This window comes from Shewanella sp. YQ_9, assembly GCF_043103185.1.
Classification (GTDB): domain Bacteria; phylum Pseudomonadota; class Gammaproteobacteria; order Enterobacterales; family Shewanellaceae; genus Shewanella; species Shewanella algae.
Genome location: NZ_JBICJO010000074.1, coordinates 50,047 through 74,180, shown reverse-complemented (window position 1 = coordinate 74,180; position 24,134 = coordinate 50,047). Strand labels below are relative to the sequence as shown.

The following is a 24,134-nucleotide window of genomic DNA, read 5'->3' as shown; positions in this document are numbered from 1 at the left end:
GCGCCTCCTTATCAAGCCAGAGCGATACATCAAAGCCTATCAACAGCAACACATCATAACGATTTGGACAATGGTTGCAGTTTTGTCTGAGTCCATGTCGTTTGAGGTCGCGAAAGATTTCTCCTCCTTGCATCCGTCTGGCATAAAGCTTGACCGCCTGGGTTGAAGAGAAAACCTCCATAGGTAAGTTGGTTGCCAGTAACCAAGGCTCTTTACTGCCAATACGGTAACTTTGTTGTGCCGTATGATTGCGTCCTTCGTTCGATAACCCTATGGTGTTATAACTGATATTTCAGCCGACGCGATAGAGCACGAACAGCTTGGTCTATTGTTTCCCCTTAAAGCATCATTGGTGACAGACGAAATTAATGTTGATGGCAAGTGGGTTAAGTTAAAGCCTGGCATGTCAGTCATGGTAGAGGTTAAAACGGGTACCCGCCGACTGATGGAGTTTTTGTATGCACCATTAATTCGAGGAGTAAGTAAAGGGGTGAACTGACTTAGTTTTTTGTAAAAATATCATTAATGTATGCTTTCTACGATTGAGATTCACAATAGAACCAGTTTTCATATTCTAACTTTTGGCAGAAATGATAAAACTCTTCGGTTTCATCTTTCACTGATTGTCTAACAGACTTAACTTGATACTCTTCAGTGTATCCGTCGGAGCTAAATAAGTAATAACGATAGGGCATTAACCAACTCGCCCATCCGCCAAAAGAATACCGTATAGATATCCTTTGGTTAATTTTACTAAAAGTAATTCGTTTAATGCTGTGTTTTTTCATCAAAATCCTTATGTAAGGTTCAGATGAGTTTCTTATATCAAAAAATATATCGCCATTAACTTTGTTTGAATCGATCAATTCATTGTTAATTTTGACAAGATCTTGCGAAACCGCATAAGTGTTGATGCCGGACTCTCTAATGAATAGGCATGATAATAGTATGATAAAAAACAAAAAGTACTTCCTTCATAGTCTTTTGAACAATTTTTTGCATTTTGGCGACAGCTCAACTTTGCAGTGCCACACCCGCATATCCAGCATGACGATACTCCTGAAACACCATTTCAGGACGTCGACTGGAATATTAACATATAAACAGGGAAATCTTATCGATGGAAATGTACAGTCTTGAGTTTATTAGTGCTATCAAAATGTGGTGGTTTCAGTGCTATCGCCCCTGTAGGGCCTTGCTTCTAAAACTTCCAGGGGTAATGCCTATCACCTGTTTGAATTCTCGAATGAAATGGGCTTGGTCATAAAAGCCGGCGTGATAGCCTATCTCTGTAAGAGACTTATCTGTTTCCTGCTTGAGTAGTTCCCGGGCGAAGGCTGTGCGCTGCAAGATACTGTAATTCTTGGGAGACATGCCTAAGTTTTGCTGGAACAAACGTTCGAGTTGGCGTTGGCTGATATCTATCTTGGTCAATAAGTTGCGGATCTCTCCCTGGCCGTTTTGGGCCGTTATCCAGTGCAGTGCATATTTCATCCTCGGCTCCATTGCCTTGGCCAATGATTCATGACCTGCCAGATATTGCATCAGCCTGGTTTCCAGAAGCGCAATGCGTTCCGGCGCTGTCGGCAGTACGGCCAAGCGCTGCGCCAGTTCATCGCTGAGCAGCGCCAAAGACAGGTCGGCCGGCGTAAGGGTTTGCCCCATGATTTCCGAAAGGGGGGATTTTAAAAATGCGCGCCCGCTGCCAGGCCAGAAGCGGATCCCCAAAGCATCTACCTGACCTGACAACTCCAATCTGGTGCTTTGCCTTGTGGGCCCCGTCACCAGGCACAGCGATTTATGCTGCAAGCCATCAAAGTGCATCGGGGCGCCAAAATTGAAGATGATGCCAGTGCCTCCCTCGGGATGCATAAATTCTGTCGATAGTGACTCAGGGCCGGCTGGTCTATAAATCTGCCAGTAACAACTGATATAAGGCCGCAGTAGAGCACAGGGCTGATAACGCTGAAAACCAAGATGTGGCAATGTCGACATATTACTGTGCTCCATCAACTGGGGGCGGGTATATCAAAGCTCGGCTGGGCAAAAACACGGTAACCCTCACTGCATCTTAATGAAATGTCGAAAATCTACAATTCGCATTTTCCATCGTTAGCTAATATTCCAGCAGCCGTGATACCTGGCATTTCATTGCGTAACCAATTCAAGGCGACTTTGTATCTCAGTCAGGTAAACCTCCTTGGTCCCCACGGCCTTCATTTAGCCATCACTTGATATGGGAATACAGCATGACGCATTTACCCCCTAAGCTATCCAAGTTATTGATTGTGTGTCTTTTAACCCCGTTTCTATCTGTTGTGTTTGGAGGGCAGGCCTCGGCGGAGGATGATTTTGCCGCCGAAGGGGAAAGAAGGGCCAAACTCGCCGGTAGCGAACTCATTGGCACACTGGCGCCGCAGCGAGAGCTGACCACTCTGACCGGAGAAACGCTCAATCTACAACAGCTGTATGGCAGCAAGCCTGTATACATCAAGTTTTGGGCAACTTGGTGTGTTCCATGTCGCCAGCAAATGCCGGGGTTTGAAAAAATTTATCAGCAGTACGGTGAGAAGTTGCAAGTGATCGCCGTGAATACCGGTATCAGTGATGACATCAATTCCGTCGGGGCTTTTGTGAAACAGGCCGGTTTGAACATGCCGGTGGCCATAGACGATGGCACTCTGGCCAGGGCGTTTAAGCTAAGGGTAACCCCACAGCACTTTTTGGTTGATAGGAGTGGCCGTATTGCGTATGTGGGGCATCAGGATGACGAGGCGTTTCATCAGGCGTTGGAAGCGGTTATCGCAGACAAAGGTGAAAACAAGGCGCTGCTCAGCGGCACTGTTGCTGAAAAAGCTTCAGGCTACGAAGTTGGCGATAAGCTTGCCTCTTTGAGATTGAAGTCGATTGCCAGCATTGGCTACCCGTTACCGTCCACAACCCGGCAGGGTAAAGCTACCGGGCTCGTGTTCTTTGCCCCCTGGTGTGAGTGGTACCTGGCTGAATCAGAGCCGGATACGGCCAAATCGTGTCGATTGGTGCGGCAAATGGTTGAGCAGTCCGCCTCCAATGGCAAGTCTCAATGGCTGCATATTTCCACTAACCTCTGGTCATCCCGGACAGATTTGGTCGAGTACCAAACCAATTATCAAACTCGTTTGCCAATTATTTTCGATGAGGAAGGCAGCCTGTTTGGGCAATTCGGTGTTACCCAGTTGCCGACCATAGTCTTTATCGATGAGAGCGGCAAAGTCACTGAAAAGGTTAGCCGCCAGGCACCTGACTTTGCCGAACGCCTCCAGGTGTTACTCAGTGGTAAGTAAAGCGGTTGGAGCGCAGAACATACTATGAAAACCACCTCGTTATGGATGCGAATCATTACTGCTTGCCTGCTCATGGTGTGTTCTGCAATGTCAGCGCAAGCCTATGAAGATAAAGGCCAAAAGATAGCGGCATCACTTTTACTTGAGTCCCGCATGCCAGCGGCCGGAACCGAAACCACCTTGGCAATACGTATGTCTCCCCAGGCGGGCTGGCATGGCTACTGGTTAAACCCAGGGGACGCCGGGCTCCCGCTGCAGCTGCAATGGCATCTGCCTGAAGGGGTAACGGTTGGCGAGCTGCAATATCCCGCTCCCGAGCAGTTGCTGGCAAGTGACCTGATGAATTACATCTATCACGGCGACTATGCCTTATTGGCGCCATTGGTTATTGCTGATGATATTGCGGCGGGCACACCTATCACCCTCGCCGTGGATATTCGCTATCTGGTGTGCAGTCCCAAGTTGTGCGTGCCCGAGCAGCAGCGATTACAAACCCGGTTCAAAGTTGGGGAAAAGAGAGCGTCCAAGAAATATCTTGAGACCTTTAATACATGGCGACGGTTGATACCAAGGCCTGCCGCGGCGTCGGCAGATTTTACTGTTCACAAGGATCAGTTTGTATTGTCGCTGCCGTTACCTGAATCTATCACTTTGGCCGAGGAGCCGCACTTTTACCCTGAAGTGAACGGGGTGCTATCCAACACGGCATCACAATCCTTTGTTCGAAAGGGCGATCGCCTCTTTATGCAAACCGTTGCCACTGAGGGCAATGTCAGCGACTTTTACGGGGTGCTTTCCTTGAATGAGACGCTGGCAATCAGAATCAAGGCTGTCCGGCAACCGGAGGGCGACTTGGTGTTTCCAACCCAGGTGAGTTTGCCGCCCGAGCAACCCGGCAATTTGCTTGTCACCTCTCTGATTGCCGTACTCGGGGCGGTACTGGGCGGATTCTTGCTGAATTTGATGCCCTGCGTATTTCCCATTCTGAGTTTGAAAGTGCTGAGTCTTGCCAATTTGAGTGATGAGCGTGTGGCCAGAACCGGGGCTGTGGCTTACACCCTTGGTGCTGTGCTGGCGTGCCTTCTCCTCGGTGCCTTCATCTTAATGTTGCGGGAGTTTGGCCATCAAGTGGGCTGGGCGTTTCAATTGCAGCGACCGGAAATCATAGTAGCACTTATTCTGTTGATGATGGCCATAGGGCTGAATTTGGCCGGTTTGTTTGAACTGGGTACCCTGAGTTCGGGTAGTCGGTTGCAGCATAAGCCAGGTGCGGTGGGAGATTTTTGGACCGGAGTGCTGGCTGCATTCGTGGCAACCCCTTGTACCGGGCCCTTTATGGCCACCGCGCTGGGCGCCGCCCTGGTGTTGCCGACGAGCATAGGGGTGATGGTGTTTGCCGGATTGGGGTTGGGCATGGCTTTGCCCTTTTTACTGGTGGGGTTTGTTCCGGCATTGCGTCAACGTATGCCCAGACCCGGCGCCTGGATGGTGACGACAAAACGTTTATTTGCTGTGCCCATGTTCTTAACGGCTCTGGGATTGGTTTGGGTATTGATGCAACAGTCTAACAGCCAATATGTGTTTACTGCGTTGCTGTTGGTGTTGTTACTGAGTTTGGGATTATGGCTTACTGGATTGTTCCAACAGACCGGGCGTCAAAAACCTTGGTGGCCACTGGTTTTGGTGTTAGTCATTAGCGGCGGCTCCCTGACGACAGTTGCTCCCGGAAGTGGCACCAAGGCAACTGTCACAGATGCAGAGAGCACCATGGCGTTCGATGAAGAAACTCTCTCGGCCTTGGTAAAAGATCAGGATGTCTTTGTCTATTTCAGTGCCGACTGGTGTTTAACCTGTAAAGTGAATGAGAAGACAGCCATTGAGCGGCAGGAAACCCAAGCGGCTTTTTCCCGTGCCAATACGGCGGTGATGTTGGGGGACTGGACAAATGGTGACCCAGAGATCACTGGCTTTCTGGCAAAACATCACCGCTCTGGTGTGCCCTTATATCTTTGGTATCAAAGAGGGAACCTGCAGCCGCAAGTATTGCCGCAAGTGTTAACTTCCTCAATGCTGATTGAAAAAGCCGCAGGAAGGGCAACAAATTAGTGACGGTAAGTCATAGCCGTCTGCCTCTTGGCAAAGTCGTCAGCTCAAACATAAGCGCCGAACTGGCGATAACTCGAATACCCTGACTGAGATAGAACGAATCCGGGGCTTCAGTATGGCTTGCTGAGCCACTAGGCAAGGTTCAGTCGGCAACTTGAGATAACCGCTTAATCAGCTTCCAGAATGTCGTTATCGTAAAGAGCACTGGCTTGCTTCAGGGCGTCAATATCATTTGCGCAAAGATATTGTTTAAGGTGATTAAACTTGTCTTCGGGCCAGTCATAAATCTTTAGAGCCAGAAGTTCTTCGATAATGGCTTTATCAAAGCGATATTTCACCGTTTTGGCAGGCGAGCCAGCCACAAAGCTGTACGGCTCAACGTCGTGAGTGACAACACTGTTTGCGGCAACAATGGCACCTTCGCCAATGGTGACCCCAGGCATGATCATGGATCTCATGCCCAGCCATACCCCATCATGAATATGTGTATCACCTTTGCCGACATAGGCATCTTCGATAAAGTCCATAAATGGGTATAAACAAAACCAATCGGCTCTGTGAGTGCTGTTTCCACCCATCAAGATAACCACTTCCGGGGCGATGCAAACATAGTCACCGATATGGAGTTTATCGATTGTCCATGCCAGCTCCCAATCGCGGCTGATCTCATCCCCTTGAAGATATCGTACGACGGATTGTTCAAAGCCCGAGTCCCAGCAGTCACTGTAATAACTGTGTTTACCCTTGATAGTGATGTTGGGATTGGTGACAGCTTCATGCAGTAAGGTCACTTTTGACCAATGTTTGTTACTCATAATAGATACTCTGGAATTCTGTTTAACTGAATGAAAGCCCGCTGATTTCAAATCTCCATTTACCTTGGAGTTACATTTGCATCTAACAAGCCATATATTTTTTAATGTCGATTCTGGATTTGTAATAACAATATTTATTCAATGGTTAATACTGTCTTGTGTTAAATTTAATGGCGCATCTTTGGCTTTTTGTTGCCTGCGAAAGCAAGTGCCAGCTTGGAAATTAATAATTTTTACGCTTCATAGCCGCCGGCATGAGATACGAACCTTCTCTGTATGGAAATATTAAAATGCTCATCATTCCTGTGCTGCTGCAAGTATTTTATAGGCAGCTTCAACCCGTGCGCTAATGGGATAACTCTTATTTGCCAACATCACTATGGCCAGTTTTTTGGCCGGAATAAAAGCTACATAAGCACCAAAACCGCCGGTGGAACCGGTTTTGTTTATCCAGACTTCCCCCGTTTTTTCAACGATATCGTCGCTGGCCTTCACTTTTGTTGGTTGCGATGCCATTTCTCTTGAGTTTCCTTCAAGTAATTTACTCAAGGTCAGTGGATATTCGTATATCTCCCAGCCCAACGCCTGGGTGAAGCTGGCTGTGTCATAATAGCCCTTGTGAGTCTCTTTGATGGCTGCAGCTATTTGAGGTGACAAAGGCTTGAGCCCCATGTTGGCCTCGAGGTAATGTAGCATATCGGCACTGGTGGATTTGACGCCATAACCCTCGGCATCAAGCATGCCTGGTGACACTCGTACGGGCTCATTTTTTGCATTATAACCAAAGGCATATTGCGCCACTCTGTTATCGGGTACCTTGACGAAGGTGTTGTTCATTGCCAACTGAGGCAAGACAGTTTGCTCCATCAACTCAGAAAACTCACGTTTCATGCTCAGCGCAGCAAGATAGCCATACAAACCTATGCTGGGGTTTGAATACAGTCTATGGGTTCCGGCGGCAAATTCAGGTTGCCAGGCTTTGTAGTAAGCCAGCATCTCATCATTGGTGGTGACTTCATTGGGAAACTGCAGCGGCAACCCTCCCGCTGTATAAGTGGCGAGATTGATAAGTTTGGTATTACCAATCGGAGTCCCTTCCCATAGTTTCACATACTTGGCTGCATTATCTTCCAGGTTAAATGCTCCCAGGCTTTGTGCATAGCTGCCCAATATGGCGGTAAAGGTTTTGCTGATAGAACCCAATTCAAATAAGGTGTGCCGAGATACCTTGATGCCGGCATTCACATCGGCCATGCCGTAGTGATAAAAATGCTGCTCCCCACCAATACTAATGGCGATAGCCATGCCAGGGATATGGTACTTTTCCATCAGCATATCGGCTTGCTGATCTACTTCATCCGTTATCGACTGGATATTTGCAGCAGGTGTTTCTGCCATAGCAAAATGAACGGAGAATCCGAGTACCATAGCCAGAAGTTTTGTCACTCTATTTATCATTTTATCTCCGTGCATTAATGACTTGAATTGTCTGTTGATACCAAAGCCGCTTGCTGTTTATGCCGCCAGTATCCTTTGGAAATCACACTAACACAATTTTGATGATATCTATCCGTTATTAGTTTCTTTCTTCACTCATAGGAAAAGCTTTGTTGATATTTGAAACCAGGCCCTATTCAGAGGTGTATGGCCCAAAATAAAAAATGCCAGTCAGTTAAAAGCTGACTGGCATTAGCCAAATGGCCATTGGGTTGATGAATTAAGGATGAGAATAAATTTGCTGGGTTAACTACCTATCGGCAATCATGCCAATTCAGTTCAGAACTTGTAATCCAGAGTCAGGTACACCTGCTGGCTGTTATTAATCTCTATGCCATTCTCTTCATAGTCTTGGGCCAGGTAACGATAGCCGAGGTCTGAGGAAAAGTGTTCGCTCCACTTGTACTGCACGCCAACCTGGCCGCCCCAGACGAAATCAGTTGAAGATTCACCGGCGACTTTGTTGTCATTTGCACCCAAGCTGACACCGGCAAACAGATTGACATCTTGATGTACCGGCAGCAGGTAGTCATAGGAGACCAACCAGCTGTATTGTTCCTGTTTATAGTCATTGGCGGCATAGCTGAACTTGTCTTCCATATAACCGAATGTGCCGGTAATTCGGTGTTGCTGCTCTATCAGCATACCTATTCGGGCCTGATAGTTCAGATCTTCGCTATCTTTATTGATAGCGCCCTCTATCTCATCTGTTTGATACCCCAGGCCTACCCCGGCGAAGTAATCGATTTCGACGGCCTGAGCACTGCTACAAACCAATGCTGCACCAACAGCCATCATCATTATTTTGTTCAGATTCATCATGGACTCCTAAGACTGCTAAGTCGTTGTATTAAAATATCGATTGGATTGACGAGTCCTACTTTACGCCAGGGAATCGTTTGGAATAAGTCCTCACAAACGAACCTCTTTGTCTTGAAAATTGAAACAATTTTGAGATTATTACGCTTATTGATCTTAAATTTGTTCTGTAAATCAAGGTGATTGCTGCTATCGATTTTGACAGTAAATCTCTATTGCACGCTCCCTGCGCCAGTCGAAGTGATGTTTTTGCCGTCTTATCTTCATCTATCTTGACTCTGGAGGTGAATAACTTTGAGAGGACATGGCTTTCGATACTGCGTCACTCGCAGTTATTGGCGAATAACCAGTGTGCTTGAGGAATTGCGCCTCCGCATACTGGTATACTCAGTGGCATAGTGTGTAAGTGGCAATGGTGTGAGAAAAGCACAGTGAAAATTGATGATCTCAGGTTATTTCTGTCGGTTGTGGATCTGGGTAGCTTCGCGGCTGCGGCCAGCTCTATTGGGGTTCCAAGGGCTTTTGTCAGCCGCCGTATCGGTGAGCTGGAGGCCGATTTAGGCAGCAAACTCTTTACCAGAACCACGCGTAAACTGACTCTGACGCCAACCGGTGAAATCTACTACCAGCAGCTGCTGGAGATTATTCCCAGGCTGGAGTCGTTGAACGAGTCGATAAAGAACCAGAGGAACATGCCTACAGGTTCGGTCAAGCTGGGCTTGGTCGGGGATGCTGATGTTATTGCGCACAACTTGCTGCAGGAGTTTCTCAGAACCTACCCTCTTATTACGCTGGAAACCCATGTCAGCAACCTCGGATACCACGATATTTTGACCTATGGCTTGGATGCCAGCATGCATATAGGCGAGATGAAAGACAGCTCCTTTATTGCCAGACCCTTGATGAGAGTGCTACGAAAGCTTTATGCCAGCCCGGAGTATATTGCGCAGCATGGGATGCCGACATCGATTGATGATCTCGGTAATCACGCCTTGATTATCCACCGCTTGGCCAACGGCGAACTGGAAGATAACTGGAACTTTAATCTGGGCGAGTATCGGGTTCACAGCCGTTTGATATCCAACAGCAGTCACTATATCAAACATGCTGTCTTGAACGGTGCCGGCATCAGTTTGTTGGCGGAGTTGAGCGCTATAGAGCATGTGAAGTCGGGTGAGTTGCTGGAAGTGCTGCCGGAACTCGAGGTTTATGTGGATGACGCCTGGCTGGTGTATCCCAGCCGCAAGGGGATGACTCACGCCGCCAGACTGTTGATCGACAGCCTGCTGGAAGAAGCCCAGAAAATTCACCCCTGAATATATTGTCACGAAAAACGTGACATTGTTGTATAAATGTACATTATTGTTTTAGATTAGTGCTACTACTACTCTGTGCCGCAATTGATTCAAGTAGTTAGGAAATTGCAGTGACAAGAGTAAAACCGACCGGGCTAAAGGTGAGCCTGCTTTGCAGTAGCGTGGTATTCATGCTGTGGGGTTGCGGTAACAGTGAGCAACCACAGGCGGCCTCGGCCGCGCTTCCTCTGGTGCAGGTGATGGAGCTTCCGGCTCCTGTCAGTGACAGAGTGCATCAGTTCAGTGGCATTCTGGAGTCGGACAAGACGGCCGAGCTGTCTTTTCGGGTGCCGGGCACACTGGAGCAGATCTTGGCCGATGAAGGTAGTGAGGTCAAAAAGGGCCAGGTCATCGCCCGTTTGGATCCCCATGACTTCCGGGTCAGTGTGATGGAGCTTGAGGCCAGGCTCAGCGAGGCCGAGGCTGCACATCGCTTGGCAGCCATTGAGCTTAAGCGGGTTCGCGCCGCCATGAATGAAAAGGCGATAGCCGGGGTCAAGCTGGATCGGGCGATCAGCGCCGAAGCCCGCGCCAATGCCGGTGTCGAGCTGCTGAAGCAATCTTTGAAAAAGGCCCAGGATTCCCTGGCCTATACCTCTCTCAAGGCCCCCTATGACGGCGTCATAGGTAAGCGCTTCGTCGACCGATATGAGCTGGTGGATGTCGGCACCCAAATAGTCACCATACATCAACCCACCACACTTAATGCCGTGGTCGATGTCTCTGAAAGCCAAATTTGGAATCTGCGCCAGGGCGCCAGTGGTGAGGTTTCCTGGTTCAACGCCGAAGGTTCGGTTGCGGCCGAGATCACCCAGATTGCCAGTGTCCCCGATAGGCTCAAACGCACCTATGAAGTGACCTTTGCCTTGAAACAAGCGCCCAGGCAGTTGGTTGCCGGAAAGGCGGTCAATGTGGCGGTGAGTTTGCCTTACGCCAGCCAAAAGCCGGTGTTTTGCATTCCGGCCATGGCGGTATCCAGCCAAAAGACTCAGCTGTATGTCAATCGGGTGGTTGATGAGCATGCCAGGGCGGTAGCGGTCAAAGCCGTGAGCCAAACCGATGACTCTATCTGTGTTTCCGGTGAACTCCAGCAGGGCGAGCGCATTATTTTGGCCGGTGGCGCCTTTGTGGAAGAAGGGCACAAGGTGGCGGTATTGGGCGAGGCGCAGGTTGAGTCATGAGTCTGTCTACGTTTGCACTGAGACAAAAAACCTTTGTCATTTTTTTCACTGTCCTGGGGATGATTGCCGGGATCTATTCCTATTTCGATCTGGGGAAGTTGGAAGACCCTTCATTTACGGTTAAAAGCGCGGTTATCGTGACTCTCTATCCGGGAGCCGATGCCAAGGAAGTGGAACAGTTGGTGACCGACAAGGTCGAGACCAAGCTGGAGGAGATGGAGTCGCTGTGGAAGCTGCGCTCGCTGTCCCGTCCCGGCAGCTCGATGATCTTTGTCGATCTCAAAGAGAAGGTGAACTCTGACGAATTGCCGCAGCAGTGGGACTTACTGCGCCGCAAGGTGGAAGATGTGAAGCTGGAGCTGCCGATGCAGGCGCAGATCAGCATAGTCCAGGATGAGTTTTCCGAAGTCTACGGCATGTTGTTTGCGGTCTATGGCGACAACATGAGTATGGCGGAGATGAAAGACCACGCCAGGGAATTGCAGCGGCGGATCAAGGCTGTCGAGGGCGTGAAAAAAGTGCAGCTGCACGGCATTCACGAGCAGGTGGTCAATATCCGCATCTCGGAAGAACGTCTGAGCGAAACCGGCCTGACCATGCTGCAACTGATCGATCAGCTGCAGAGCCAGAATATGCCAGTGACCGCCGGTGACTTTGATCTCGGGATTGAAAACCTGCGGGTAGAGCAGGGCGGCAGTTTCCAAACCGTGGATGATATTCGTAACGTCAGTATTCAAACCGGGATCAATGGTTTGAACTCGGCGGTGATCCGCCTGGGCGATATCGCCGATATCAGCATGGATTATCAGGATCCTGCCACTACTTTGAGCCGCTTCAATGGCCAACAAGCGGTTACTCTGGCTGTGAGCCCGGTCAACGGTATCAATGTGGTCAGCATAGGCGACACCCTCAAACAAGTGCTGGCGGATTACCAGGCCGAATTGCCTGCGGGTGCCGGTATCGGGGTTATCGCTTATCAGCCGGAAGAGGTGCAGAAGTCGGTCAATAACTTCATCAGCAATCTTATTGAAAGTATTGTGATTGTTGTGGTTGTGCTGCTGATCTTTATGGGCTGGCGCAGCGCTTCGATTGTCGGCGCCAGTTTGCTGCTGACGATTCTCTTTACCCTGGTCTATATGAATTTGACCAATGTGGATCTGCAGCGGGTCTCCCTGGGTTCATTTGTGCTGGCCTTGGGAATGCTGGTGGATAACGCCATTGTGATAGTGGATCTGTTCCAGGCCAAGATTAAACAAGGGATAGAGCGTACCCAGGCGGTTGTCGACAGCATCAAGGAGATGGCTGTTCCGCTGCTGGCGGCGACTGTGATTGCCGCCATGGGCACGGCGCCGGTATTGCTGTCACAAACCGATTCGGCCGAGTTTTCCCTGTCTATTGTCCAGGTGCTGTGCAGTTCACTGCTGCTTTCCTGGGTGATAGCCATGATAGTCACGCCGCTGATGTGCTGGTTCTTCCTCGGTAAGGTCGCTGAGCAAGACAAGGCAAAAGCCCCTTCACGCTATTGGCTGATGTATCAAAAGGCGGTCGATTGGGTCGTGGAAAACCCCAAGAAAACCTTGTTGTATGTCATCCCTTTACTGGTTGGCACCCTGTTGGCCGCACCGCTGCTGAAGGTGAACTTCATGCCGTCTTCGGACCGGGCGATAGTGTTTCTGGATTACTGGTTGCCCAATGGTGGTCGCATAGAGCAGACCTCTGCCGATATGCGCAAGGTGGAAGCCTGGTTATTGCAGCAGCCAGAGGTGGAAAGTATCTCCAGCTCGGTCGGCGAGAGTGCGCCGCGCTTTTCGGTGACGGTTGAACCCGAGCCGCTGGACTCCAGCTATGGCCAGATACTGATCAATACCCGCAGCTATGAGGATATTGAGCCCCTGGTCAGTCGTGGTGATGCCTGGTTAAAGGCGCAATTCCCCTATGCCGAGCCGAGATTCAGGGATCTCAAGCTGGCAACCAAGGATAAGTATTCGATTGAAGCGCGCTTTATCGGCCCGGATCCCGAGGTGCTGCATCGCCTGGCCGATGAGGCAAAGGCTGTGATGGCTTCACACCCCAATCTCAAATATGTTCGCGACGATTGGCGCCAGGAAAGCAAGGTGATGACACCTATGGTGGACCTGCATGCGGCGCGCCTCGCCGGCGTGACCCGAACCGATATTGCCAATGCCATCAATCGGGTGACCGAAGGCAGTCAGGTGGGCACCATGAGGCATGGGGATGACCTTATTCCCATTAAGCTGCGCAGCGCCAACGCGACTCTGGAGCATTTTGAGAATATTCCAGTGCGCTCTTTGTTGGGGACTCACAGTGTGCCTATGGGGCAAGTGGTTGAGAGCATAGAGATCAAGGGTGAAGAAAGCATGATCTGGCGTCGCAACCGGCTGCCGGCTATCACGGTTCAGGCCGGAGTTAGTGGCGACACCGCATCCAATGTTCGTCAGCAGATTGCCGCCGAGATTGAAGCCATTGCCTTGCCGGCCGGTTACAAGATGGAGTGGGGCGGGGAATACTATGACGAGCAGCGCTCCATTGATGACTTGCTGGAACAAAATCCCAAGGCCACCCTGTTGATGCTGATCATTCTGGTCGCCATGTTCAATGCCTTCCGCCAGCCTCTGATCATCATGATCACCTTGCCACTGGCCTCCATCGGCATTGTCTGGAGCCTGTTGTTGCTGGATAAACCCTTCGGCTTTATGGCGATAGTCGGCATGATCTGCCTCTCGGGCATGATCATCAAAAACGGCATTGTCCTGATGGAGCAGATAGAGCTTGAGCGTCGTAACGGTTCGGGCATTGCCGAGGCGATCAAGGCTGCGACCTTGAATCGAACCATGGCGATCTCAATGGCGGCGTTGACTACGGCGCTGGGGATGATCCCTCTGCTTACCGATCGCCTGTTCGATCAGATGGCGGCCACCATTATTGGCGGTCTAACTGCGGCATCCGTGCTGTCACTGTTTGTAATGCCGGCCCTTTATCGCCTGTTTTATCACAGGGATGAACAAAGAGAAGCCGAACAACTTGAGTTGGCGGCCCCATCACAGCCTGTATTGGCAGCCAAAGAGGTGAAGTAATGAAGAAGCATATTTTGGCTGCCATTGTCGCTGTAACCCTGGTCAGTGGTTGCAGCATGGCACCTGACTATCAGTTGCCAAGCGTGAAGGTCAGTGAGCTGTATTTCAATGCCGATACCCAAGGCGTGGCGGCTCAGGCCCTTGACTATCAAGAGTGGTGGCGGCAGTTCAATGATCCGCAATTGGATGCCTTGGTAGCCACGGCGCAGCAGCAAAACATCAACCTGAAAATCGCCGCCGAGCGGATCCGTTCGGCTCAGGCCTACGAAACGGCAGTGTCATCTTTGAAGTTGCCTTCAGTTTCTCTGGGCGGTGGGTATATGGATCTGCGGATCAGTGAGAACGACCCCATGATGGGGGGCGCCGTTTCCGGTGTTGCCTTGCCCGATGCCCTCGGTGGCGGCAGCGTCAAACTGATGGACCGAGACCCCAATAGCAGCTTTCTTGGGGCGACTATAGCCTGGGAGGCCGATCTGTTTGGTCGTATCGATAGCCTGAGCCGGGCCGCCGAAATTCGGGTTGAGCAGGCAAGAATACTGAGAGCCAACCTCACCACCCTGATGACGGCCGAAGTCATAGATAACTATCTGCAATATCGCGGCGCCGAGGAGCGGATGCTGATCGCGGCCAAGAATATCAAGGAGCAGACAGAGGTGCTGGCACTGGTGGAATCGCTGGAGCGCCATGGTTATGGCTCCAGCTTGGATGTGGCCAATGCCAAGGCGGCACTGGCGACGACCAAGGCGATGCTGCCCATGCTGGACTCGGCCAAGCAGGCGCATTTGCATCGGCTGGCGTTGCTGCTTGGGGAGAATATCAATCAAACCCAGGCGCGTTTGACTGATGCCGCATTGCCGCAGATGCAGCAGTTGATCCCGACCGGGGTGTCTTCTGAATTGTTGACCCGGCGTTTGGATATCGCTTTGGCCGAGCGGGAAATTGCCGCCAAGAACCAGGAGTTGGGTGCCGCTATTGCCGCCAAGTACCCTAGCTTTTATCTGACCGGCGCCCCGGGATTATCGGCAGATCACTTTGACGATCTCTTCTCCTCAGGCTCCACCACTTGGGCGCTGGCGGCGGGGTTTAACTGGAATATTTTCGATGCCGGTCGGACTCAAGCCATGGTCGATATCCAGAAGAGTGGCTTTAAGACCGCCGTGATGAGTTACCAACAGACGGTCAATAACGCCATCAATGAGGTGGAAACTGTGCTGAGGCTATACGGCAATAGTCAGGAATATCATAAGCATATAGCCAAGGCCGAGGCCCAAGCCGAGACGGCGGTGACCAAGGCCACCTCCCTGTATCGAGCCGGGCTTGAGAACCACTTGAGTGTGTTGAATGCCCAGAACGTCAAAAACAACATTCAGGATGCCGAAGTGGTGGCCAGGCTCAATACCGCCTCTACTGTTGTCACTCTGTATAAGGCGCTCGGGGGTGACTGGAGCTTGGAGCAAACCCAGTCGCAACGATAAGGCGTTGATCTTAGGTGCAGGGACTTTGTGTGAGTCTATCCCTGCACCCGCTTTTTCCTGAGTGAACCGCTGAGTCTGGTCACACTGAAAATCACAGGAGTTATTGTGAAGCCGTTAAATACCCCGCCGGAAGGTGCTGGTCGCCAAGGGCAAAATACCCAGCTGCAGGCCTGTGAAGAGTGCGGTTTGGTGAGTGCTTTTAGTGAGCCAAAACCCGGCAATAAGGTGAGCTGTCCTCGCTGTCATCACGGCTTACAGTCAGCCTTGAAGGTGCCGTTTCAGCAGGTTTGGGCCTATGGCTTGGCGACTCTTATCCTGTTGGCCTTGAGCCTGGGATTTCCCTTTCTGTCTTTCAGTGTGCAGGGTTTATCGCAAAAGGTCAGCCTCTGGGGCGCCTTGGTCAGCATGCATTATGCCAGCAACAGCATATTGGCGTTGGTGATCTTACTGTGCGTGGTGATCTTGCCGCTGATCTATATCCTTTTTGCCATGTGCATCTATCGCCTGGGTTATCTGGCGAGCCAAGGCAAGGCAGTGTCTTTAGATTGGGCCAGAACCGGCAGCAAGCTTATTTTCAAGTTTGAATCCTGGTTGATGGCCGATGTGTTTCTGGTAGGGATCTTGGTGGCCATGGTGAAGATTATCGCCTTGGCAGATGTCGGTTTTGGGCCATCTTTCTGGGCTTTTTGCCTCTACAGCCTGCTATTGGTGAAGTTTGTCTCCGTTATCGACAGCTCATGGATCTGGGATCGCTTGTCGCCCAGAGAAGAGATTGCCCAGGTCCACAGCGGTGACAGCCATCTGAATCACAACCATGATTCCTGCCATATCTGTGGTCAATTAAATCTGGTGTCGAGTAAAAACTGCTGCCGCTGCGGCGCCGGGGTTCAGCCCTATATTCCGCTGCAAAGCATGCAGACGGCCTGGGCTTTTTTGCTGGCCGCCGTGGTGTTTTATATACCGGCCAACTTCTATCCCATCATGTATACCACCAGCGTCGGGCAGACCGAAGCATCGACCATTATCAGCGGTGTGGTCTTGCTTTGGCATCTGGGTTCCTATCCTGTGGCCTCGGTGATTTTTCTGGCCAGCATAGTGATCCCTACCGCCAAGATCCTGTCTCTGGCTTATCTGTTTCGCCAGGCGGGCAAAGGGCGGGTTAAGGGCAAAGAGAGTCGCAATCAGTCGCTGTACCGGGTAACCGAATTCATCGGCCGCTGGTCCATGATAGATATCTTTGTGGTGGCTTTGTTGACCGCTCTGGTTCAGTTGGATGAGCTTATGGCCATCAAGCCGGGACCTGCGGCACTCTCGTTCGCCATGGTGGTGATCCTGACCATGCTGTCTGCCATTAGTTTTGACTCCAGGGTGCTCTGGAGTCAGTCAGGGCTCAAAAAGCGGGCCCATGAATAATATGAGTGAATCTATGTTAAATGACGAATTTGTCCGGGCCGAAGAGTCCCCCAGCGCCAAGGTGTCTGCCGTTTGGCTGATACCTATAGTTGCACTACTCATCGGTTGCTGGATGCTTTACGACTACTTCAATCAGCTCGGCAGTGAGATCAAGCTACACCTCAAGACCGCCGAAGGCATAGAGGTAGGCAAAACCTTTATCAAGTCGCGTAATGTCAATGTTGGTGTGATTGAGAGCATTAAATTGAGTGATGATTACAGCGCGATTATTGCGACGGCAAGAGTGTCGCCGGACGCCGAGAGAATGCTCACCACAGACGCCCGCTTCTGGGTGGTGAAGCCCAGAATCGGCAAAGAGGGGATCACAGGACTGGATACCTTGTTGTCCGGTGCCTACATAGAGTTGGAGCCGGGAAGATCTGCCGTCGCCAATTATGAGTTCAATGTACTGGAGCACCCACCGGTGGCCTCGGCCGATGAACAGGGCATCAGGGTAGTGCTCAATAGCCGCCAGGCGGGCAAGCTCGGTGTCGGCGACCCTATACTCTACGAAGGCTTCACTGTCGGCAGAGTGGAAAGCACCGGCTTTGATACCGATAAACGCCAGGCGTTTTACCAGTTGTTTATCAATAAACCCTATGATGAGTTGGTACGCAGTAACAGCCAATTTTGGCTGGCCTCGGGGCTGAATATGCAGCTGTCTGCCAAGGGGCTGGATCTGCAAGTGGGTTCCCTGGAGTCATTGCTCAGAGGAGGCGTCAGCTTTGGCTTGCCTGAGGGGCGTTTGGCCGGGGAAAAGGTTGAGGATGGTGAGGACAATTTCCCTCTCTATGACTCGCGGGAGTTGGCCAGTCAGAGCCTCTACAGCCAGTATTTGGAATATGTCATGTTGTTTGATGAGTCGGTGCGGGGGCTGCATGAAGGCGCCGGCGTCGAATTCCGCGGTATTACCATAGGCAAGGTGGTCAAGGCGCCACTGACGTTACAGCAGTATGGTGTTCATGGCGCAGGCCTCAGCAATGGCACCATTCCGGTATTGGTCAGAATTGAGCTGGCGCGGGTATTTGAAAACGCCGAGTCGGCGGGGCTTGAGCAGCTGCGCGCAGAAATAGACAGAGATTTGGGGGCGGGCCTGAGAGCGAGTCTCAAGACCGGGAGTCTGTTAACCGGCGCGCTGTTCATCGACTTGGATCTGTATCCGGATGCCGAGCCATACCAGGCCGGAACTTTTATGGAGTATCCACTGTTTCCCACCAAGCGTGCCGGAGTGGCCGAAATACAAAAACAGGTGGGGCAACTGATCAGCAAATTAAATAACTTACCACTGGAGAGCGCTTTCCAGGGCGTCAACCATACCCTGGAAAACACCAGTGCCGCCTTGGCGCAATGGGACAAGGTGGGGCAAAAATTGGAGCAGTTGCTTAAACAACAGGAGATGCAGGCCTTACCGGGTGAGCTACAAAACACGCTGCGGGAATTTCAAGGGATGGCGCAGGACTATGGCCAGGACTCGGCCATGTATGCCGAATTGCAATCCAGCCTGAAACAGCTCAAGGCTGTGATGCGGGAGTTGCAGCCCTTGTCACGGCAACTGAATGAAAAACCCAACCTCTTGATCATGGGGGCTGATACTGCCGCCGATCCGACACCGAAAAAGGCCGATTGATATGCGAATTATCCTGTTTTCTCTACTGCTGGTATTGGCCGGCTGCTCCAGCCAACCCCAGGTAACCACTTACTTCTTGGGTAAAGCGCCGCAGGCAACTCCTGAAGCGAGAGCGACATCCCCTCTGCGCCAGTGCCAATGGCGCCTCGTTGGGGTGGAAATGGCCGACTTTCTGGCGGGCAATGGTTTGGTTTATCAGGTTTCAAACCATGAATTGGCTATTGCCCGTCAGCATCTGTGGGCCGGTGATATCACTGAGCAGATAAAGGTCAAGATGGCGTCTTTATTGGCTAATGAATGCCTGCGTGAGGCCTCGGTCAATATACCAGCGCAGCAGCCGTTAATCCTGAGTTTGAGTTTCAACGAGTTTCACGGACGATACAGCGGCGATGCCTTGATTGGGGGCCATTGGCGCATCAGTAAGTCTTCCGGCGAACAAGTGTTGCAGGCCGACTTTCATTATGACGTGCCCCTGGCTTCAGACGGATACCCGGCGCTGGTTGAGAGTCTCTCCCTGGGGCTTGAAAAGCTGGCGCGGGATATTGATGCCGGGATTGCGAGCCTGAATCTCACTAGCGAACAGAATTTGGCTTCTTATCGCTAAGGTTTCGCCTAATTTAGCCACTGCTGCGGCTGCATCAGGCGGTCGCAGCAGTGTGCTTCTTTTAGAGAGACTACTGCAATGGGAATGGCGTCAGAACTTGGCTCTGAATCCCACTGCGACGCTTCTTCCCGGTAATGGTGCCAGGTAACGCAGGAAACTATTGTGTGGGCGGGCATCTTCATCAGTGAGGTTATCCAGGCGGATAAACCACTCGCTGTCGAGGCCAAACAGGTTTTGCTCTATTCCCAGGTAAGCCCCCAATAGGCCATAGCTGCGGGAAGGATTTTCCAGATAAGCCACCTTGTTCTGCTTGTCGTAGTGGATATAGTTGATGCTGGCGCGCAGATCGCCATATTGCCAGCGCAGTTCCGCCCCTTGGCGGGAGGCGGGCATTCTCGGCATGCTGCTGCCCTCCATGGTACGGCGCCAGTATTCCTTCTCTTCTCCGGGGCGGGGTTCTCGCGGATTTTGGAAATCAAAGGGGTTATAACTGCCATCGTAGCGGTATACAGGTTGGTTTTTGACCCTGTCTATGAAGGCGCTCAGTTCTATGTCGCCAAAGCGTTGCCAGGGCAAACGATAGCTGACTTCAGCCTCCATACCTTCGTTATCCGTATCGGCCTGGCGCCATTCTCTGACGTAAACACCACCGCGACTGACACCTGTGTTCCCCAGATAGATGAAGTCCTGATATTTGTTTTGATACCAACTGGCACTGGCACTGAAGCCGCCATAGCTGAAGCCGGTACTGAGACTCAAAGAGTCGCTCTGCTCGGCCTTGAGGTCGCTGTTGCCTTGCTCTTCTATGAGTAAGGCAAAATGGGGATTACTGGCGTAAAGCTCATTCACCGCGGGAGCCCGCTCTGCATGGACAAAGGCGGTGCGTAACCACCAGAGGGAGGAAATATCCCAACGCAGGGTGGCGGAATAGTTTTTCAAATGAAAATCACGGGCCTTGATATTGGCTCCCGCGCCTCTCCCCGGCTGGTAATCTCCCAATTCGGGTTGATAGTCGATTTTTTCCAAGCGGCCACCGAGTTGCACACTGACAGGCCCCAGTAGAATGTCCTGCAGCAAAAAGGCGGCCTGGCGCTTGGTGTCTATTTCCGGCAGGTAATTGTCCACACCCGAACCTTGGTGTTGGCTTTGTTCCCATTGCAGCCCCAGCGCTCCGGGAAGACGTGGATGGAGCTGGTAGCTCAGCTTGGGATTGAGTTGCCAGTTATTGAGTTCAAAGCCGTTGACGTCCAGAGCTGACATCTGCTCGTCATCCTCCTGTCTGGAGTAGACCGTGGCGAGATTGAAGTCCTGCAACCATGTCTGGTCGCTGAATCTGTATTGATAGAGGCCGTCGAATCTTAGTTGTTTGCTGTGAATGCGAATATCGCCGGTTTGCTCCAGCGTGTCTGTGGCCCTTGAGCCAAGATGCATGAATCCGGGAATGCCGCGATTACTCTCTGTATATCCCACAGAGGCACCCAGCAGGCTGTTGTCACCCAGCAAGCTGGCCCCCAGACTGCCGCTGGTCATATAGAGGCTGCTGTTGTCGACGCGACCAAAGCTGTCTATGGAGCGGTCGCGTATCTGTTGCCGCTCAACAGGGGTTGCATCAACCCAACGACTGCCGTTCCACTCCCAATCGGGCTGACTGCGTACGACCTGGCACTGATCCGCCAAGCGTGAGTCGCCCACAATCTGGCTCCAATCCTTGCAATCGCGGTCTTTACTGAAGCCGGGGATATGATAATCACTGCGTTCCCTGTGCAGTAAGTTCAAGTTAAATACCAGGCGTTCATTGCCGCCCTGAAGTCGGCTCATCAGGCTCTGATCGGCATTGTAGCCGGTTTGCAGCTCCAGCTTTCCTTGGAGGGGGCTAGTGGCTTGCTCTAATGGAATACGACCATCCTGAAGCTCTACCAGGCCGGCTATTGCCTCTCCACCGTAGAGAATAGTGGCCGCTGGCCCCTTGATGGCACTAATGCTGTCGGCAAGAAAGGGTTCCACCGGGATCAGTTGATCATCGCTTATTGAGGACATGTCTCTTACCCCCAGGCCATTGAGGCCTATCAGAACCCGCTGGCCGCCAAGACCGCGGATTTGAGGGCGACCGGCTGAAGTGCCAAAAAAGCTGCTGTTGAGTCCGGGTTGTAATTTCAGAGTATCTCCCAGCGTGGCGGCTTTCTGTTCCTCAAGCTTAGGCCCCTCCATAACCAGTTTATCGGCATCGAGGCGATAGCTGAGTGAAGTTTCAGGACGTTGACCACTGACTTGCAGGTGTTCTATCTGCTCAGCTGCGACCGGCAGGGCGCTGCCAAGCAAGAGCAAAGGAATTGAGTATTTCATTGGTTTGTTTTTGTAATGTTATAACGTTTCATTATTTTGTTGTTGTCATGACTTTGGAGTAAGTTCATTTACTTTTGTTTGGTTTTTGTTTTGATTGTTTTATTTTTGATCTTTTATGCAGCTGTGCAGGGGGGAGGCGTGCGCCAGCCAACATAGACATTGAAGTCACAGTCGAGGGAAGGGCCGTGGCAATAGACAAGCCCAAAACAATCGCTTGATGCAGTGAAGCCAGATAGGCTTTCTCTCCCGGCTTGGACGACCGCTAGCCATTGCAGGTACAATGCTATGAGCCGGGAGCCAGAGCTTAAAGCACAGGGATTCGAAACACAGGGATTCGAAGCATAGGGACTCAAAGCATAGAGACTCAAAGCATAGAGTCCGAGCCGATGCAGACCACTTACATTGGCAACAGACATGGCCAAAACGTTCAGCCAAGATAATTCAATTAAACTCAAACGCCACTATGAATCAAAATGAACAGCTCCAAGCACAACTCCAGCAGTCGCAAGCCCGTTGCCAGGCCAATGGCGGCCGGTTGACGGCAAAGCGCAGCCAGGTGTTGAGTGTACTGCTGATGAGCGATACGCCGCTGTCTGCCTATGAGATAGCCGATAGGGTCAAGAGTGAGTTTCACCAGCAACTTCCCATAGTGTCTGTCTATCGCATGCTGGAGTTTCTCGCTGAGCAGCAACTGGTACATAAGCTACTGACGCTTAATAAGTTTGTTAGCTGCGGTGCCCTCGACTGCCAATGTCATAGTCAGGCACAGTTTCTCATCTGCCAAGAGTGTCATCAGGTGGAGGAAGTGCTGCTGGAGCCCGGGATCAGTAAAGCGCTGCAACAGAGTGCCGATGCCAATCAGTTCAGCCTGGCATCGCCTCAGCTTGAGCTGCTGGGGTGCTGCAAACAATGCAGCCATAAGAGCTGAGTTGCCTGACCTGAAGTGAAAAAGCGGCAAAAATGAAAACACAGTTTGCGAAAAGAAAAGCCTGCAATTGATGCAGGCTTTTTATCATTCTTAAACCACCGCCTTTGGCGGTGTTGATGGTTTCGGTTTAAGGTTTCATCGCCCAGGCGCGGAACGACTTGCCTTTGAGCTTGCGCTCACTCAGTAATTTGACCGCGGTACTGGCACACTCACTGCGTACCGCCACATAAGACCAGATATCCTGAATTTGTATCTTGCCCACATCGGCGCCGGTCAGGCGGTTGTCGGCTGTGATGGCGCCGAGAATATCTCCTGGGCGCAGCTTATGCTTCTTGCCGCCTTCAATGCGGATGCAGCGCATGGCCGCTCTTATCGGCGCAGAGGAAAAACTGCCGGGCTGTGGCAGTTCGCTCATGGTTTGCGGGCCAAAGATATCTTCCAGCAGCGCCATTCGCATGCCATCCTTGGGGCCTACCAGGCTGACAGCCTGGCCCGAGGCACCGGCGCGGCCGGTACGACCGACCCTGTGCACATGCACTTCGGGATCGAACGCCAGTTGATAGTTGATCACCAGATCCAGGGCTTCGATATCCAGCCCCCGGGCGGCAACATCTGTGGCTACCAACACCACCACACTCTTGAGGGCAAACTGCACCAGCGCCTGATCGCGCTCGCGCTGATCCAGATCGCCATGGAGTGCACGCACGCTGAAGCCCTGCTGCTCCAGGCTATCGGCCAGCTCCTGGGTTTCTTTTTTGGTATTGCAAAATATAACTGCACTCTCCGGCCTGTGAGCCAGTAGCAATGCTTCCACCGCTTGCAGCCTGGAGGCGGTGTCCGTCACTTCGATAAACTGCTGCGCTATGCTGAGTTGATCATGTTGCTGCTCCAACTTAATGCTTAGCGGCTTATCCATCATGGCGCGGGCCAGTTCGGCAATCGGCTCCGGGAAGGTGGCGCTGAACAGTAAACTCTGGCGCTTGTCCGGCATATAGGCGCTTATCTGCTCCAGCGCATCGGCAAAGCCCATCTCCAGCATGCGGTCGGCTTCATCCAACACAAGTTGCTGCAATTCGCCCAGATCCAGACGCCCCTTCTGCAGATGGTCCAGTACTCGCCCCGGGGTGCCAACTATAATGTGCGCGCCATGTTCCAGCGAGCCTATCTGTGGCCCCACAGGCACACCGCCACACAGGGTCAGGATCTTGATGTTGTGAATGCCGCGGGCAAAACGGCGCAGCTCCTTGGCCACCTGATCGGCCAGCTCCCGGGTAGGGCAGAGCACCAGGGACTGCACCCGAAAACGTTTCACATTGAGTCGATTCAACAGCCCAAGACCGAAGGCCGCCGTTTTGCCCGAGCCGGTTTTCGCCTGAGCCAACACGTCGCGGCCTTCAATAATGGCCGGCAGGCTGGCGGCTTGAACCTGGGTCATGGCGGTGAAACCAAGATCGTTCAGGGTGGCCAGCAGCGCGGGTTTCAACGGCAGGCTGGAAAAGGGTAAATCACTCAAG

At 51.7% G+C, this 24,134-nt stretch carries 16 protein-coding genes and 1 pseudogene; 10 read left to right on the top strand and 7 right to left on the bottom strand.

The features are described from left to right. Positions 1-13: 13 nt before the first annotated feature. Together ACF8D4_RS19975 and ACF8D4_RS19970 are read right to left on the bottom strand one after the other, a co-directional pair. Positions 14-265, bottom strand: a pseudogene (locus ACF8D4_RS19975) (IS4 family transposase); the annotation flags it as partial. A 911-nt stretch (positions 266-1,176) separates the two neighbouring features. Beyond that, a complete protein-coding gene (locus ACF8D4_RS19970) occupies positions 1,177-1,995 on the bottom strand; it encodes a helix-turn-helix domain-containing protein (protein ID WP_345880274.1) in 819 nt (272 codons plus the stop codon). Between the two features lie 254 nt (positions 1,996-2,249). On the opposite strand from ACF8D4_RS19970, the gene ACF8D4_RS19965 reads away from it, so the two are divergent. Both ACF8D4_RS19965 and ACF8D4_RS19960 read left to right on the top strand, forming a co-directional pair. After that, positions 2,250-3,323: a redoxin domain-containing protein gene (locus ACF8D4_RS19965; protein ID WP_392466906.1), complete on the top strand. Its 1,074-nt coding sequence runs from the start codon at positions 2,250-2,252 to the stop codon at positions 3,321-3,323. An 87-nt stretch (positions 3,324-3,410) separates the two neighbouring features. Beyond that, on the top strand, positions 3,411-5,429 hold the full coding sequence (locus ACF8D4_RS19960; RefSeq protein ID WP_392466904.1) for a protein-disulfide reductase DsbD family protein: 2,019 nt from the start codon (positions 3,411-3,413) through the stop codon (positions 5,427-5,429). Positions 5,430-5,596: 167 nt separating this feature from the next. Here the strand turns inward: ACF8D4_RS19960 and ACF8D4_RS19955 are convergent, their stop codons facing one another. The 3 genes from ACF8D4_RS19955 to ACF8D4_RS19945 form a co-directional block, all read right to left on the bottom strand. Continuing rightward, complete coding sequence (locus ACF8D4_RS19955; protein ID WP_044733724.1) at positions 5,597-6,244, bottom strand: CatB-related O-acetyltransferase; 648 nt, start codon at positions 6,242-6,244, stop codon at positions 5,597-5,599. A gap of 297 nt (positions 6,245-6,541) precedes the next feature. Next, a complete protein-coding gene (ampC, locus tag ACF8D4_RS19950) occupies positions 6,542-7,690 on the bottom strand; it encodes a class C beta-lactamase (protein WP_392468934.1) in 1,149 nt (382 codons plus the stop codon). A 330-nt stretch (positions 7,691-8,020) separates the two neighbouring features. Next, on the bottom strand, positions 8,021-8,563 hold the full coding sequence (locus ACF8D4_RS19945) for an outer membrane beta-barrel protein (RefSeq protein WP_392466900.1): 543 nt from the start codon (positions 8,561-8,563) through the stop codon (positions 8,021-8,023). Positions 8,564-8,991: 428 nt separating this feature from the next. Between ACF8D4_RS19945 and ACF8D4_RS19940 the strand changes: the two genes are divergently transcribed. From ACF8D4_RS19940 to ACF8D4_RS19910, 7 genes are all read left to right on the top strand, one after another. Next, a complete protein-coding gene (locus ACF8D4_RS19940) occupies positions 8,992-9,876 on the top strand; it encodes a LysR substrate-binding domain-containing protein (protein ID WP_025010334.1) in 885 nt (294 codons plus the stop codon). A 110-nt stretch (positions 9,877-9,986) separates the two neighbouring features. Beyond that, the gene (locus ACF8D4_RS19935) at positions 9,987-11,096 is read left to right on the top strand and encodes an efflux RND transporter periplasmic adaptor subunit (protein ID WP_244997897.1); all 1,110 of its coding nucleotides are present in this window, start codon (positions 9,987-9,989) and stop codon (positions 11,094-11,096) included. Then, positions 11,093-14,191 (top strand): efflux RND transporter permease subunit, encoded by a 3,099-nt coding sequence (locus ACF8D4_RS19930; protein ID WP_392466897.1) that lies wholly within the window; start codon positions 11,093-11,095, stop codon positions 14,189-14,191. Before ACF8D4_RS19935 ends, ACF8D4_RS19930 begins: the two co-directional genes overlap by 4 nt. After that, a complete protein-coding gene (locus ACF8D4_RS19925) occupies positions 14,191-15,666 on the top strand; it encodes an efflux transporter outer membrane subunit (protein ID WP_392466894.1) in 1,476 nt (491 codons plus the stop codon). The genes ACF8D4_RS19930 and ACF8D4_RS19925 overlap by 1 nt, the downstream gene beginning before the upstream one ends. A gap of 105 nt (positions 15,667-15,771) precedes the next feature. Beyond that, positions 15,772-17,079 carry a PqiA/YebS family transporter subunit gene (locus ACF8D4_RS19920; RefSeq protein ID WP_392466892.1) on the top strand — a complete coding sequence of 436 codons (1,308 nt, stop codon included), beginning with the start codon at positions 15,772-15,774 and terminating at the stop codon, positions 17,077-17,079. Continuing rightward, positions 17,072-18,745, top strand: a complete 1,674-nt coding sequence (gene pqiB, locus ACF8D4_RS19915; protein ID WP_392466889.1) for an intermembrane transport protein PqiB — start codon at positions 17,072-17,074, stop codon at positions 18,743-18,745. The genes ACF8D4_RS19920 and pqiB overlap by 8 nt, the downstream gene beginning before the upstream one ends. A gap of 1 nt (position 18,746) precedes the next feature. Continuing rightward, complete coding sequence (locus ACF8D4_RS19910) at positions 18,747-19,349, top strand: membrane integrity-associated transporter subunit PqiC (protein WP_392466888.1); 603 nt, start codon at positions 18,747-18,749, stop codon at positions 19,347-19,349. A gap of 90 nt (positions 19,350-19,439) precedes the next feature. Here ACF8D4_RS19910 and ACF8D4_RS19905 read toward each other — a convergent pair whose 3' ends face one another. Next, the gene (locus ACF8D4_RS19905; RefSeq protein ID WP_392466885.1) at positions 19,440-21,692 is read right to left on the bottom strand and encodes a TonB-dependent receptor; all 2,253 of its coding nucleotides are present in this window, start codon (positions 21,690-21,692) and stop codon (positions 19,440-19,442) included. A gap of 463 nt (positions 21,693-22,155) precedes the next feature. Between ACF8D4_RS19905 and ACF8D4_RS19900 the strand changes: the two genes are divergently transcribed. Beyond that, positions 22,156-22,620 (top strand): Fur family transcriptional regulator, encoded by a 465-nt coding sequence (locus tag ACF8D4_RS19900; protein WP_045283125.1) that lies wholly within the window; start codon positions 22,156-22,158, stop codon positions 22,618-22,620. A gap of 127 nt (positions 22,621-22,747) precedes the next feature. On the opposite strand, the gene dbpA is transcribed toward ACF8D4_RS19900, so the two are convergent. Beyond that, a complete protein-coding gene (gene dbpA / locus ACF8D4_RS19895; protein ID WP_392466881.1) occupies positions 22,748-24,133 on the bottom strand; it encodes an ATP-dependent RNA helicase DbpA in 1,386 nt (461 codons plus the stop codon). Between the last annotated feature and the right edge of the window lies 1 nt (position 24,134).

Bases quoted from the DNA above. Each gene is read 5' to 3' on its own strand.
- ACF8D4_RS19910 (WP_392466888.1), top strand. From the start codon at position 18,747: ATGCGAATTATCCTGTTTTCTCTACTGCTGGTATTGGCCGGCTGCTCC.
- ACF8D4_RS19960 (WP_392466904.1), top strand. From the start codon at position 3,411: ATGTCAGCGCAAGCCTATGAAGATAAAGGCCAAAAGATAGCGGCATCA.
- ACF8D4_RS19925 (WP_392466894.1), top strand. From the start codon at position 14,191: ATGAAGAAGCATATTTTGGCTGCCATTGTCGCTGTAACCCTGGTCAGT.
- ACF8D4_RS19970 (WP_345880274.1), bottom strand. From the start codon at position 1,995: ATGTCGACATTGCCACATCTTGGTTTTCAGCGTTATCAGCCCTGTGCT.
- ACF8D4_RS19905 (WP_392466885.1), bottom strand. From the start codon at position 21,692: ATGAAATACTCAATTCCTTTGCTCTTGCTTGGCAGCGCCCTGCCGGTC.
- ACF8D4_RS19965 (WP_392466906.1), top strand. From the start codon at position 2,250: ATGACGCATTTACCCCCTAAGCTATCCAAGTTATTGATTGTGTGTCTT.
- ACF8D4_RS19955 (WP_044733724.1), bottom strand. From the start codon at position 6,244: ATGAGTAACAAACATTGGTCAAAAGTGACCTTACTGCATGAAGCTGTC.
- pqiB (WP_392466889.1), top strand. From the start codon at position 17,072: ATGAATAATATGAGTGAATCTATGTTAAATGACGAATTTGTCCGGGCC.
- ACF8D4_RS19930 (WP_392466897.1), top strand. From the start codon at position 11,093: ATGAGTCTGTCTACGTTTGCACTGAGACAAAAAACCTTTGTCATTTTT.
- ACF8D4_RS19900 (WP_045283125.1), top strand. From the start codon at position 22,156: ATGAATCAAAATGAACAGCTCCAAGCACAACTCCAGCAGTCGCAAGCC.
- ACF8D4_RS19945 (WP_392466900.1), bottom strand. From the start codon at position 8,563: ATGATGAATCTGAACAAAATAATGATGATGGCTGTTGGTGCAGCATTG.